Raw genomic sequence first — 14286 nt, forward strand, 5'->3', positions numbered from 1 at the left:
GACGATGACCGATAAGCAACCCGTGACTCAGCAGGACAGCGCTCTGGTTGAAGTAGAAAACTTCGCCCCGCAATCTTCCTTGCTCGACAGCATCATTTCCGAAAGCCGCGTGGCACGCTCTGAAACCGAGCGCACCCGTACCCGCGATCTGATCGGCGAACTGGTGGCCCAGGTACTTGAAGGCGAGATGACGCCGAGCAAGGACCTGATTGCCGTGCTCGACGCGCGCATCGCCGAGATCGATTCGATGCTCTCCGAGCAAATGAACGAAATCATGCACGCCCGTGAATTCCAGCAACTGGAAGCCTCCTGGCGCGGCCTGAAATATCAGGTTGACCAGACCGAGACCAGCACCACGCTGAAGATTCACCTGCTCAACGCGTCGAAAAAAGACCTCGTGCGTGACCTCAAGGCTTCGTCCGAATTCGACCAGAGCGCACTGTTCAAGAAGATCTACGAAGAAGAGTACGGCACCTTCGGTGGTGCGCCGTTCGGCATGCTGCTGGGTGACTACGAGTTCAACCGCAGCCCGGAAGACATGTACCTGCTGGAAGAGATCTCCCACGTGGCAGCCGCCGCCCACGCGCCGTTCATTTCGGCTGCATCGGCTGAGCTGTTCGGCTGGGACTCGTTCACCGACATGGCCGGCCCTCGCGACCTGGCGAAGATCTTCGACACCGTCGAATACGCCAAGTGGAAGTCGTTCCGCGCCTCTGAAGACTCCCGCTACGTCGGCCTGACTCTGCCGCACGTGCTGGGTCGTCTGCCGTATGGCCCGGATACCACGCCTGTCGAAGAATTCAACTTCGTCGAAAGCGTCGATGGCCGTGACCACAACAAATACCTGTGGATGAACGCTGCCTACGCGCTGGGCACCCGCGTGACCGATGCGTTCTCGCGCTACGGCTGGTGCGTGGCGATCCGTGGTGTGGAAGGCGGTGGTCTGGTCGAAGGACTGCCGACGCACACCTTCAAGACCGATGACGGTGAAATCGCGCTCAAATGCCCGACTGAAATCGCCATCACCGACCGTCGCGAAAAAGAGCTCTCGGACCTCGGCTTCATTCCGCTGGTGCACTGCAAAGGCACCGACTACGCCGCGTTCTTCGGCACCCAGTCGACCCAGAAGCAGAAGCAGTACAACACCGACATTGCCAACGCCAACGCGCGTCTGTCGGCGCAACTGCAATACATCTTCGCGACCTCGCGTATCGCTCACTACATGAAAGCGATCATGCGCGACAAGATCGGCAGTTTTGCATCGCGTAAGGATGTCGAGCTGTTCCTCAACAAGTGGCTGTCCAGCTACGTGTTGCTGGATGACACCGCCAGCCAGGAAGCCAAGGCCAAGTTCCCGCTGCGCGAAGCGCGTGCCGAAGTGTTCGAAGTTCCTGGCAAGCCTGGCGTCTACAAGGCCGTGACTTACCTGCGTCCGCATTACCAACTGGATGAACTGACGGCATCGCTGCGTCTGGTCGCCGAATTGCCGCAATCGACTCGCGGCTGATCCAACACTGAGCCAGGGAGGCAACATGAGTAGTCAACACAAGCTGTTGCCTTCATTGCTGGATCGATTGCTCGACGATCGTCCGCATCAGTCCGTGGAATCGTCATCGCAACGATTGAGCTCGCTGGCCGACTACAAGGCCAGCATCGTTCGTGACCTGGAGATTCTGGTGAACACTCGCCAGTCTCTGGTCGCTGGCGAGCTGGAAGGTTTCGCTAATCTGAGCGGCACCATCCTCGACTACGGTATGCCCGACTTCACCAGTAGAAGCGTGCTCGACCCACAAGACCGTCTTTTGATCCAGCGCCAGCTGGAAAAGGCCATCTCGGTGGGCGACCGACGCTTTCGCAGCGTGAAAGTCCAGTTGCTTGCACAACAGACCGGCCAACGCATGCTGACTTTTCGTGTGGACGCAGTACTGCGTCTGCAGGACATTTCGCGTCAGGTTTCTTTTGACGCCGTGCTGCAGGTCAACACTCAGGAATACAAAGTGCAGAACCTCAACTGATGCTCGACGATCTGCTGCCCTATTACGAGAAGGAACTCTCGCACCTGCGCTTTCTGGGCCAGGAATTTGCCGCTCAATATCCGAAGATCGCTTCGCGACTGCTGATTGAGGGCGACAACTGCGAGGACCCACACACCGAGCGCCTGATCGAGGCGTTCTCGTTCCTGTCGGCGCGCGTGCACAAGAAACTCGATGATGAGTTTCCGGAAATCGTCGAGTCGTTCCTCGAGGTGCTGTACCCGCATTACCTGCGCCCTACCCCGTCGATGTCCATCGTCGAGTTCAACATGGGCAAGCAGGAAAAGGTCACCGAGTCCTATCGTGTGGCGCGACACACCGAACTGCACGCCAATCCGGTGGATGGCATCGTGTGCAAGTTCCGGACGTGCTACCCGGTCGAGTTATGGCCGATAGCTGTGCAGAGCGCATCGTTCATCGAAATGGAACGCTCGGCGTTCAACGGCCACAGCGCAGACCTGATTGCGCGTCTGCGCATTGGTCTGACGGCCACCTCCGACGTGTTGTTCGGCAAGATGGAGATGGACAGCCTGCGCTTCTTCCTCGATGGCGAAAGCACGCTCATGCATCAACTGTATGAGCTGATGTTCAACAACCTGGCCAAGGCCACGCTGTCCTTCGAAGACGAAGGCCGCACTCGCGAAGTGGTGCTGCCAGCCGGTGCCTTGAAATCTGTCGGTTACGGTCTGGATGAAGGGCTGGTGGATTACTCGGAGCGTTCGTTTCTGGGTTATCGATTGCTGCACGAGTACTTCACCTTCCCGGACAAGTTCATGTTCTTCGACTTGTCGGGCTTTGCGCGCATTCTGGCGGGCAAAGAGATCGGCAAAGTGGAGATCAATTTCTACTTTTCCGACTACGACCTGACAGACCGTCTGGCACGCCTGACGCAGAACGTCAGCCGCAACAATTTCAAGCTCAACTGCACGCCGATCATCAACCTGTTCCGCCAGCAGGCCGAGCCGATCAAGCTGACCCACGTACAGCATGAATACGCTGTCACGCCGGATGTGCGCCTGCAAAGCTCCGCCGAAGTGGTTTCGATCGATCGCGTGCGGCGGGTGAAGAAGATCAATGGCAATGATCAGGTCGGCACCTGCCACCCGTTCTTCGAACCACGCGGCGATCAAGGCCCGGGGCAGAGTTTCTGGATCGCTCGGCGCCGCCCTACGCAGAGCCGGCAAAGCGATGGCTCGAACATGTTCATCCGCGTCGTGGATCGGGATCTGGAGCTGATCGATTCCAACAACGACACGCTCAGTATCCGTCTGACGTGCAGCAATCGCGATCTGCCATTGATGCTGCCTTTTGGCGGCGAGCGCGGCGATTTCAATATTCCGTCGAACTCGGTGATCAAGGACATCCGCTGCCTGCGCAAGCCGACGGCGACGGTGCGCGTGCCGCTGGGCAACGGCGTGATCTGGCGGCTTATTTCGCACCTGTCACTCAACCACATGTCGCTGGTTTCCAAGGGGCGCGAGGTGCTGCTGGAACTGCTGTCGCTTTACAACTACCGCAACGTGTCGGCGATCCGCAAACAGATCAACGGGATCGTTTCGGTGAGCAGCGAGCCGGTCGTGGCACGCATCGGCCATCCGCGGCCGAACTTCGTGCGCGGCGTCGGCATCACGCTGAAGTTCGATGAAAGCCAGTACACCGGCAGCGGCGTGTTCCTGTTCGGCATGGTGCTTGATCACTTCTTTGGTCAGTACTGCTCGATGAACAGCTTTACCCAATTAACCCTTCGCACCTTGCAGCGCGAAAAGAGAGTGGTCCAATGGCCCCCGCGAACAGGCGATCAACCCCTGGTCTGATCGACCAGGCAAGGGCTGAGCCGCACCGATTCGAATTTTTCCAGTTGGTGCGTTTGCTTCGCCTGCACTACAGCAGGAACGGGCGTATGGACCTGGAAACCAGGCCGCACGAAGACCCTCTGCGCTTTCGTTCGCAGCTGTCGCTGAACTTCCCGGCCAGTGAAGTCAGCGACCTGCAGTTCGAACGCGAAGGCAAGCTCTCGGCGGCAGGTTTGCCGCTGTCCGAAGTACAGGTCACGTTCATGGGCCTGGTCGGTCCTTCGGGCGTGCTGCCGCGCCCGTACACCGAGCTATTGATCGACCGACATATTCAGTATCGAGACGACGCAGCACATGCGTTTCTGGATATTTTTTCGCATCGCATGACCACGCTGTTTTACGAGGCGTGGCAGAAGTACAAGTTTTACATCGAGTACGAGCGCAACGGCACCTCGAACTTCGACCGTTATCTGCTCAACCTGGTGGGGTTCGGTCCCGAAGGCCTGAAGCAGAAATTCGACAAGGGCGAGTCCCCACTGCGCCGCGAACTGTTCAGCTACTTCTCGGGCATGTTCGCGCAGAAGCCGCGCAACGCCCTGAACCTTGAGGTCATGCTGAGTTTTTACTTCTCGCTGCCGTTCAAGATCCAGCAGTTCGCCGGACGCTGGCTGAAGCTCGACAGCAGCCAGTGCACGCAGTTGGGCCGCAAGAATGCCGTGCTGGGGCAAAGCGCCGTGGCCGGCAATCGCGTCTGGGATTATCAGTCGTGTGTACGTATCGAAATGGGCCCTCTGGAACTGGCTGAATACCAGCGCTTTCAGCCGGGCACCGAGGATTACCAGAAGCTTGTTGAACTGGTGCGTTTTTACATCGGTGCCGAACTGGACTTCCAGATTGCGCCGAAGCTCAAGCGCGAAGCTGTACCCGTGGCCCGCCTGGGTCGCCAAGGCAATGTATCGCTGGGCTGGCTTGGCTGGCTCAAACGCCCCGGTGTCGACGTGGAGCCTTCCCGTTGCGCCGTTTTCCATATTCCTTTTGATGGGGTCTCCCTGTGAACCTGAAGTCCCTGTTCGCCAAGCTGAACGAAACGAGCCGCACTGCCACTGAAAGCGCTGCTGCGCTGTGCCTGTCGGAGAACCATTACGACGTTGAAGTCGAGCACTTGCTGCTGCAATTGCTCGATAACAACGACAACGATCTGCCAGTGATCCTGCGCCACTACGATGTGGTGCCTGACCGCCTGCAGGCACAGTTGGTCGCCGCGCTGGGGACGTTCAAGAAAGGCAACACGCGGACACCTGCGCTCTCGCCGCACATCACGCGCATGATCGAGCAGGCCTGGGTGCTGGCATCGATCGAATTCGGTCAGTCGCAGATCCGTACCGGCCATCTTGTGCAGGCCTTGCTGGATGACGATGCACTGCGTCGCGTGGTCATCGGCTCGGCGCCGGAGCTGGAAAAGATCAACGCTGACGACCTGCGCCTTAACATGAGCGCGCTGGTCGAGGGCAGCCCCGAGACCAAGCTGAGCAAGCCACTGGCGAACGCGGACGCCAGCACGGGCGCCACCACCAAAGGCAACGGCAAGACGCCAGCCCTGGACCAGTACACCGTCAACCTGACCCAGAGCGCTCGCGATGGTCGCATTGACCCGGTGCTGGGACGCGAATTCGAAGTGCGGCAGATGGTCGACATCCTGACCCGCCGCCGCCAGAACAACCCGATCCTGACCGGTGAAGCTGGCGTCGGTAAAACAGCCGTGGTGGAGGGCCTGGCGCTGCGCATCGTGCAGGGCGACGTGCCGTCGGTGCTCAAGGGCGTCGCCATTCACACGCTGGATCTGGGCCTGTTGCAGGCCGGTGCCGGGGTCAAGGGCGAGTTCGAAAACCGCCTCAAGTCGGTCATCGAAGAAACCAAACGCAGCCTGCACCCGATCATTCTGTTTATCGATGAAGCCCACACGCTGATCGGTTCGGGCGGGCAAGCCGGGCAGAACGATGCCGCCAACCTGCTCAAGCCTGCCTTGGCACGCGGTGAGCTGCGCACCATCGCCGCCACCACCTGGGCCGAGTACAAAAAGTATTTCGAGAAGGATGCCGCACTGGCTCGACGCTTCCAGGTCGTGAAAGTCGAAGAGCCTGACGAAGACAAGGCCATCCACATGCTTCGCGGGTTGCTGGCAAAGATGCAGGAACACCACAAGGTCACCGTGATGGACGAAGCGCTGGTACAGGCCGTGCGCCTGTCTAACCGCTATATCACTGGCCGCCAGCTGCCGGACAAGGCGGTCAGCGTGCTCGACACCGCTTGCGCACGTGTTGCCTTGGGCCAATCGGCACAGCCGGGAGCGCTGGAGGACTGCAAGCGTCACATCGACAACCTGAACGCAGAAATCGCCGTACTGGAGCAGGAAACCGCCAAGGGCAGCGACCACGCTCGCCGTCTGACAGCGCTGCATGAAGAGCTGAAAGCCGAACAGGAGACCCGCGAGTCGCTGGAGCAACAGTGGAAGCGCGAGCTGGAGCTAGTCGAAAAGCTTGGCGCACTCAGCGTTCCGCAAAGCGGCGAGCCTGATGCCGGGCAGATTGCCGCTGTACGCGCCGAACTGGCCAGCGTGCAGGGCGAGCAACCGCTGGTCCACGCACTGGTCGATGGCGGCACGATTGGCGAAGTGATTTCCGGCTGGACCGGCATCCCGCTGGGCAAGATGCTGCGCGACGAAATCGACACCGTGCAAAGCCTGCCTGCGCTGCTGGGCGAACGCGTGCTGGGGCAGGACCACGCGCTCGAAGAGATCGGCAAGCGCATCAAGATTTCCCGTGCCCGCATGGAAGACCCGAACAAGCCGATCGGTGTGTTCCTGCTGCTGGGCCCGAGCGGTGTCGGCAAGACCGAAACGGCACTGGCCCTGGCTGACACGCTGTATGGCGGCGAACGCAACGTCATCACCATCAACATGTCCGAATACCAGGAAGCCCACACCGTCTCCAGCCTGAAAGGCTCACCGCCTGGCTACGTCGGTTACGGCGAAGGTGGCGTGCTCACCGAAGCCGTACGCCGCAAGCCTTACAGCGTGGTGCTGCTCGACGAGGTGGAGAAAGCCCACCCGGATGTGCTCGAGCTGTTTTTCCAGGTCTTCGACAAAGGCGTGCTGGACGATGGCGAAGGTCGCGAGATCAACTTCCGCAATACCGTGATCATCCTCACCTCCAACACCGGTACTGATCGCATCATGCAGTGGTGCCTGAACACCGAGCAGAAGCCGACCCCCGATGACATCGTGGAAGGCCTGCGCGACGAGCTGAATCAGGTGTTCAAACCGGCCTTCCTGGGGCGCCTGACCATCGTGCCGTATTACCCGGTGCAGGACGCGATTCTGGAACGCATCGTCGGCCTGAAGCTGGAGCGCATTCGCAAGCGTTTCGAGCGCAATCATCAGGCGGTGCTGCGTTACGACGAGGCGCTGATCAAGGCTATCGCGTCGCGCTGCACGGAAGTCGACAGCGGCGCACGCAATATCGACAACATTCTGTCCAAGACCCTCATGCCGGAGCTCGCTCAGCGGGTGCTGGAGCGGATGGCGCAGGACAAGCCGATTCAGAGCCTGACCATCGACCTGGGCAGCGATGGCGACTTCGCTTACACCCTGACCTGATCGATCACCCCATAGGTAAGACGTAATGAATAAAAGACTTCAAGGCAATTGTTCCTCGAAGCCAGCCTTGGCAAGGTGCCTGGCTGTTCTGGCAATGATGATGGCTCTGTCCGCCTGCGGCGTGACAGACCGTGTCGCCAAGCGCATGGATGACACCTGGGCTGGCGACATGATGTTTGGTGACAACGAAAAGGTCATCCTGACGACTGACGGCGGCAACCAGCTCAACCCTGATGAGTACGGCAAACCGCTATCGGTGGTGGTGCGCGTTTATCAGCTGTCCTCTCTGGAGCGCTTCGAGTCGATCAACGCCGACACCCTCTGGGATGATCCGCAAAAGGCTCTGGGCAACACGCTGGTCGAAAGCCGAGAGCTGATTCTGTTGCCTGGCATGGGCCAGACCGATCAATGGCCGCTGAACCCGAATGCCTCGTATGTGGGCATCGCGGCGTTCTTCCGCACCGACGTCGACAGCCGCTGGAAGGTCGCGTTCGACGCCAACACGCTGCGCAAGGACGGTATCTGGTTCTCGTCCGACGGCGTGCGTGTGCTGGTGGATAACAACTACATCCTCGCGGTGCGTGGTGTGGACGTGCTGAACAAACTCAAGACTGAAGAGCAGTTCAACAAATCCAATTCGATTCCCGAACAACCCGCCAGTAAAAGTATGACCGAGCGCGCGCAGGACGCAGCTGTCCAGCAGGTTCAGGACTCGGCCGGCAGTGCTGCCAAAAAGGCGGCTGACTCACAATTCAATTCTCTGTTGGAAGGCGCCAAATGAGTAAACAAAGCCGCGTGATGTGGTCGGAAGGCATGTTCCTTTTGCCGCAACATTTCCAATATCAGGATGAGTTTCATCAACATCAGCTTGCTGAGTCGACGCTGCGCTCCACGCCCTTTCACTGGGGCGTGCAAACGCTGGAAGTCGACGTCGAAGCGCTGGCGACCGGCTCCCTGCAACTGAAGCGTCTGAAGCTGGTGTTCCCGGACGGCAGCCTTTACGACGCGCCGCAGCACGACCCGCTGCCTGCCGCCCGTGACCTGAAAAACCTGCTCAAAGGCGGAGAAATCAAGGTCTACGCGGCGCTCAAACTGCCTGAGCCCTTTGGCCTGAATTACGTTGAAGACGGCCAGGAACAGAAGAGCGCGCGACGCTTTCGCAAACAGTTCGACACCCTGCCGGACCTCAACGAAGGCGATCTGGAAAACGAAATCACCAGCCTGCGCCTGAACGTGGTGATGCTGGTCGATGGCGACAGTCTGGATGGCTACAGCTACTGCCCGATTGCCCGACTGGCACGCAACAGCATCGGCGGCTTCAACCTGGATGCGCATTTTGTGCACCCGACGCTGCACGTGGGCACCCACGAGACGCTGGTCGGCCTCGGCAGGCGTTTGATCAGCGTGCTGCAAGCCAAGAGCAAGGCGCTTTCAGGCCGCCGCCGCGAGCGTGCTGACCAGATCGCCGAGTTTGGCTCCAGCGACGTCACCTTGTTCTGGCTGCTGAATACGGTCAACCGCGCCTACCCGCAACTGGCTCACCTGCTGGCGCACCCACGCCTGCACCCAGAGCGCCTGTATCTGTTTCTGGCGGAGCTGGCGGGTGGTTTGCTGACCTTCTCGCTGGACACTCAGCTCACCGACATTCCCGATTACGATCATCAGGACCCGGCCGCCTCGTTGGTCAAGCTCGACGAACTGGTTCGTCTGCTGCTTGAAAACGTGATTCCGAACCAGTGCATCGTCATCAACCTGAGTCAGGTACGGCCTTCGTACTGGCAGGGCCAGTTGCTGGACCCGCGTCTTACCGAAGCCGATTTTTACATCTCGGTGCATGCCGACATGCCCGGCTCCAGCCTGCTGGAACTGGTACCGCGTGCGTTCAAGGTCGGGTCACCGGAAGACATCGAAGTGGTCGTCAACAGCGCCATGCCGGGCGTCACGCTGAACCACTCGACGCGCCTGCCAAACGCCATTCCGGTGCGTCTGGACAACCACTACTTCTCCATCGAGCCGCATGGCCGGGTGTACGAACGCATGATGGAAGCCCAGGCCATTTCCTTCTACGCGCCCAGCGCGTTTACCAATCTCAAGCTCGAACTGTTGGCGGTGCTTAAATGACTGAAGCCGTGATGCAAGGTGCCGCTACGGCCGCAACCGAAAAACCTACGCTCAAAGACCTGGTACGTGACTTCATCACCATGGCGCTGATTGTCCGTCGCGGCCGCCAGGCGATCTCGGTCACTGCCTTCGAATCCAGCGTCGATACCTTTTTCGCCAACCTGGAGCGTCAGGCGCGCAGCGCCAACTACAGCGTCGAACAGGTCAAGGACGCCCAGTACGCACTGTGCGCATTTCTTGATGAAAGCGTGCTGCGTTCGGGCGACAACGACATGCGTCGCCACTTCGAAATGGAGCCGTTGCAGTTCCGTTATTTCGGGGTTCACCTGGCCGGCGAAGGCTTCTTCGAGAAAATCGAACTGCTGCGCGCCGACGTGAAAAAGAATCTGGATGTGCTTGAGGTGTATCACCTGTGCCTGGCACTGGGTTTCGAAGGCAAATTCGGGCTGGGTCAGAAGGACCAGTTGCGCTACCTGGCCAACACGCTGGGCCAGGACATCGCACGCTACCGCAAGACGCCAAAGGCGCTGTCGCCTGACTGGGCATTGCCTGACCAGGTGTCGCAAATGCTGCGCCATGAAGTTCCGGTATGGCTTTACCTGGTGCTCATCGCCCTCGTATGCCTGGGTGTCTATCTGACGCTTGACTGGTTGCTGGGCAAAGACGTGGCCGCGTTGGCCGAACAAATCAGCCAACTGTTCAATGCTTGAGTCCCGATCAGGTAACCGAGTCAGGAAGACATGAAGACATTACTGCGCCTGTTAAAAAGTTTCTGGTTCCTGGTCCCGATACTGTGGCTGATCAGCCTGGCTGTCTGCTGGTTTTTCGCCCCAAGGATCAGTTGGCTGCAAGGCTACACGCTCGAAGCGATGGCGATCATCAGCGCCTTCTACCTGTTGCTGATCGTACTGCGCCAATACCGGCGGATTCGCACCGAACACAACCTCGAGAATCTGGTTCAGATCGAAGTTGACCGCTCGCTGAAGTCCACCGGCGAGTTCCGTGATCAGCAAGTGCTGCGCGACCGCCTCAAGCATGCCATTGCCATGCTGCGCACCGATCGCTCGGCAGGCGGTGGCGGCTCCTCGGCGCTCTACGATCTGCCCTGGTATCTGGTCATCGGCATGTCCGCAGCGGGCAAGACCTCGTTGCTGACCCGCTCCGGCCTGTCGGCCAGCATTGCCAGCAGCGCCAATGACACGGAAAGCGGCACCCAGCACTGCGACTGGTACTTCAGCCCTGAAGCCGTGATGATCGACACCGCTGGCCGCTACCTTCGCGATGATCAGTCCGCCAGCGAATTCGCGGCGTTCCTGCGCATGCTCAAAAAGCAGCGCAGCAAGGCCGCCGTCAATGGTCTGGTGCTGGTGGTCAGCCTGCCGGAGCTGTTGGCCGCCTCTTCCGCAGAACGTAACGAAATGGGTGCGCGCCTGGTCACGCGCATCGAGGAATACACCGATTGCCTGGACGCCAATCCACCGATCTACCTGATGCTGACCAAGACCGACCAACTGCCCGGCTTCAACCAGGCCTTCGACGGCATGGACCTGAACGAGCGCCAGCAGCCGCTGGGCATGACGTTCGGGCTGAACGAGATCAACACCGAAAGCCTGCGTACGGTGCTCGATCGCAAGCTGGCAAACCTGCAGGCGCACGTCAGCCGCCACGTCGATGCACAGATCATCGCGCTGGGTGCAGACGCCAACAGCGCTTTGCTGAACTTCCCCAACTACTTTGCCGAGCTGTCGACGATACTCGAGCAGTTCCTGCAGCATTTCGCGCGCAGTAACGTCAACGGTACTCAGTTGTTGCTGCGCGGCCTGTATTTCACCAGCGCCCTGCAAACCGACAAGCAACTGACACCGGTGTATGAAGACGAGCTTTCAGAGTCGTTCGTCCTGCGGCCGGCGAAGCCATACGGTGCAGTGGAGGAAGAGGAAGAAGAACACCGGAAAATCAGTGATCGCAGTTACTTCATCACCGATACCTTCCGCCGCGTCATTTTCCCTGACCGTGACCTGACCCTGTACCAGTCACGGCATGGCCGCGACCGCTCGATTGGCCCGATTGTCATCGCTGCGGCGCTGTTCGCCGGGCTGGCCTTCATCGGCTGGCAAGCCCTGTCGTTCCAGAAAAACCGCGAGTGGCTGGCCAACATCAGCCAGCAGTTGCACGAACTGGAGCAGTCCCCGGACCGGGCACAACGCCTTGCCTCGGGCCAGGGCCTGGAGCTGCTGCGCAATCAGCTGGCAACCATCGAGAAATACCGCACCAAGGGCGTACCGCTGCAACTCAGCGGCGGCCTGTACCGTGGTGACGATATCTACTTCGCTACCCAGACCGCCTACTTGCAGCAAATGCGTACCCAGGCGCTGGAGCCGATCACGCTGAAACTGCAATTGCAGATGCGTGAATTCAACGAGTTCGCCAAAACCATGGACCCGCAGTATGGCTTCGGGGCCGCCCCCGCAGGTTCCGACAGCAAAACCGGCAAGGCGCGTGCGCAAGGCCGGAAACTGCTGGACCGTGGCGCTCGCAACGTCGCTGCAGGCCGTCCGACCAGCCTGAGCAGCATTCCGCGCAGCACCGGCGACGTTACCAATCGCCTGACCGGCGCCGCGAGAAACACGGCCAGCCAGACACGCAGCGAGGCCATCGCCGCACTGCGTAACCCGGCCACCGCAAACGATGCGGCCGAATTGTCGGCCACCACGGGCGGTCTGTCGCTGTCGGAGGAAATGCTCGGACGACTCGATGAACGGCAGGTGGCATCCATCATCGAGTCATACAACGCTCTCAAGCTTTATCTGATTCTGACTCAGCCGACCACGCACCCGGAAACCGAGTTCGTCAACGCGGCGTTGCCGGTGGCCTGGGCGGATATTTCCAGCGAGGCCAATCCGATCAGCGACGACGTCATCGAGGATAACTCGCCGGTCTACGTACAGTTGCTCAAGAACGGCGACGCGCCTGCCATGCCGCGCAATGAGCAGTTGATCGACGAGACCCGCAAGAGCCTGAAGTTTTTCATGATCTCCAGCTCGCTGGTGGACCGTGAATACCTGCGCCTGCAACTGGAGTCCAGCCGTCAGTTCCCCGCTATCGGCCTGAATGATCTGGTGCCGATGCCGGGTCGTCAGTTGCTGTACGGTTCGGAAGCTGTGCCTGCGATTTTCACCCGTCAGGGCTGGGAAGAGTTCGTGAAGCCCGAGCTGATCAAGCTGGTGTCCGGCAACCTGCGTAACGAATCGGACTGGGTGCTCGACGGTGAAGGCGGCGACAGCGTGGTGCAGAAAGCCAACTTCGTCCGAGAGTTCATGTCCCGTTACAAGCGTGACTACACGAAGGTCTGGTACACCATGATCGACAGCGTGGGCGTGCGTCGCTTCAGCGACATGGCCAACGCCACACAGCAGTTGTCATTGCTCAGTGACGTGCGCAATTCGCCGGTCAAGCTGCTGCTGGCCTCAGTCAACGACAACACGCAATGGGACGTCCCTGCAGTTCGCGAGGCGCAACAGACCGGGGTCAAGCGCGACGATGGCTTCTGGGGCAAGGTCACCGGCATCTTCGACAACAAGGAAGCGGCGGCCAGCGTACTGGTCTCGCCGCTGCCTGCGGTGGATGACGGCAGTCTGGCCAAGCGTTTCGAGCCTGTATCGCGGGTTTTCGCCACACAGAACGCCGAAGGCGCCGACAGCACCATCATGGATCGCTACCTGGCAGCGCTGCGCAAGCTCAAAGTGCGGATGAACAACATCCAGCGCTCGCAGGATGTCGGCAAGAGCAGCAAGCAGTTGATCAGCGAAACCCTCGAAGGGCAGCCGAGCGAAGTCACCAACGTGCGTAACTACGTTGAAACCACGGTCGATACCAGCCAGGGCGGGCTTTCCACTTCGCTGCAAAGCCTGTTCAGCCTGCCGATTCAGTTCGCTTGGGAAACGCTGCGTGATCCGGCTGGCGAACAGATCGCCAAAGCCTGGGCCAAACAGGTCGCCAAGCCCTGGGAGCAGGTCATGGCTCACCGGTACCCGATTGCTGCAGACAGCCGCAACGAGGCCTCGGTGAAAGACCTGCAGCGCTTCGTCGACCCGGAGTCGGGCCTGCTGCCCAACTTCAAACGCAATGAAATCGGCAATCTGTCCGATGGCGAAGGGCTCGGCATGGGCAGCGGGGCTAAGGCGGCGCCGCTGGTCAACCCGAAAATGGTCAGCAACATCGACAAGGCCAGTTCGCTGGGCGAAGTCATCGCCAGCCTCTCGGACCGCGACAACGGTTTCGAGATCATGCTTGAGCCGTCGGCCTACTTCACCGATATCATCTTCACGCTGGATGGCCAGGAGCAGCACTACCGCAACGGCAAGACCAGCTGGAGCCGCTTCTCGTGGCCTGGCACTACCACAGCGCCAGGCGCACGCCTGGATGTGGTCACCCTGTCCGGCGAACGCATTACCGTGTTCGACTACACCGGCCGCTGGGGCCTGCTGCGCATGAACGACAGCGCACGCGTCGCTGACCTCGACGGCATCCAGCAGCGATTCAGCTGGAACACGGCCAAAGGGCCGGTCAGTCTGGTGGTACGCAACTATGGCGGCGTGAAGCTGACCGACCTGGCAAACGTCAAGGCGCTGAGCGCGCTTAACGCAACCGATGGGCGGACCAAGTGAGGATGCACATGCTGGAT

9 protein-coding genes are annotated in these 14286 nt (G+C 59.9%); all 9 read left to right on the forward strand.

All coding sequences use genetic code 11. The features are described from left to right. The first annotated feature begins 4 nt into the window (after positions 1–4). Genes tssC through JOE39_RS18740 form a run of 9 tightly spaced genes read left to right on the forward strand, consistent with a single transcriptional unit; the run spans position 5 to position 14269 of the window. Positions 5–1507, forward strand: coding sequence for a type VI secretion system contractile sheath large subunit (tssC, locus tag JOE39_RS18700; protein ID WP_003343625.1), 1503 nt, complete (start codon positions 5–7; stop codon positions 1505–1507). 25 nt (positions 1508–1532) lie between these two features. Then, a complete protein-coding gene (tssE, locus tag JOE39_RS18705) occupies positions 1533–2015 on the forward strand; it encodes a type VI secretion system baseplate subunit TssE (protein WP_003318239.1) in 483 nt (160 codons plus the stop codon). Further along, positions 2015–3847 (forward strand): type VI secretion system baseplate subunit TssF, encoded by a 1833-nt coding sequence (gene tssF, locus JOE39_RS18710; protein ID WP_074908688.1) that lies wholly within the window; start codon positions 2015–2017, stop codon positions 3845–3847. Before tssE ends, tssF begins: the two co-directional genes overlap by 1 nt. Then, complete coding sequence (gene tssG, locus JOE39_RS18715) at positions 3811–4881, forward strand: type VI secretion system baseplate subunit TssG (RefSeq protein ID WP_003318236.1); 1071 nt, start codon at positions 3811–3813, stop codon at positions 4879–4881. Before tssF ends, tssG begins: the two co-directional genes overlap by 37 nt. Further along, complete coding sequence (gene tssH, locus JOE39_RS18720; RefSeq protein WP_210078478.1) at positions 4878–7481, forward strand: type VI secretion system ATPase TssH; 2604 nt, start codon at positions 4878–4880, stop codon at positions 7479–7481. Before tssG ends, tssH begins: the two co-directional genes overlap by 4 nt. A 25-nt stretch (positions 7482–7506) precedes the next feature. Then, positions 7507–8262, forward strand: coding sequence for a type VI secretion system lipoprotein TssJ (gene tssJ / locus JOE39_RS18725; RefSeq protein ID WP_004415260.1), 756 nt, complete (start codon positions 7507–7509; stop codon positions 8260–8262). Then, positions 8259–9602: a type VI secretion system baseplate subunit TssK gene (tssK, locus tag JOE39_RS18730; protein WP_003343637.1), complete on the forward strand. Its 1344-nt coding sequence runs from the start codon at positions 8259–8261 to the stop codon at positions 9600–9602. Before tssJ ends, tssK begins: the two co-directional genes overlap by 4 nt. Further along, complete coding sequence (icmH, locus tag JOE39_RS18735) at positions 9599–10312, forward strand: type IVB secretion system protein IcmH/DotU (protein WP_003318805.1); 714 nt, start codon at positions 9599–9601, stop codon at positions 10310–10312. Before tssK ends, icmH begins: the two co-directional genes overlap by 4 nt. A gap of 30 nt (positions 10313–10342) precedes the next feature. Next, positions 10343–14269 (forward strand): type VI secretion protein IcmF/TssM N-terminal domain-containing protein, encoded by a 3927-nt coding sequence (locus JOE39_RS18740; protein ID WP_210078476.1) that lies wholly within the window; start codon positions 10343–10345, stop codon positions 14267–14269. Positions 14270–14286 lie beyond the last annotated feature (17 nt).

Source organism: Pseudomonas sp. PvP100 (assembly GCF_017833055.1).
Classification (GTDB): domain Bacteria; phylum Pseudomonadota; class Gammaproteobacteria; order Pseudomonadales; family Pseudomonadaceae; genus Aquipseudomonas; species Aquipseudomonas syringae.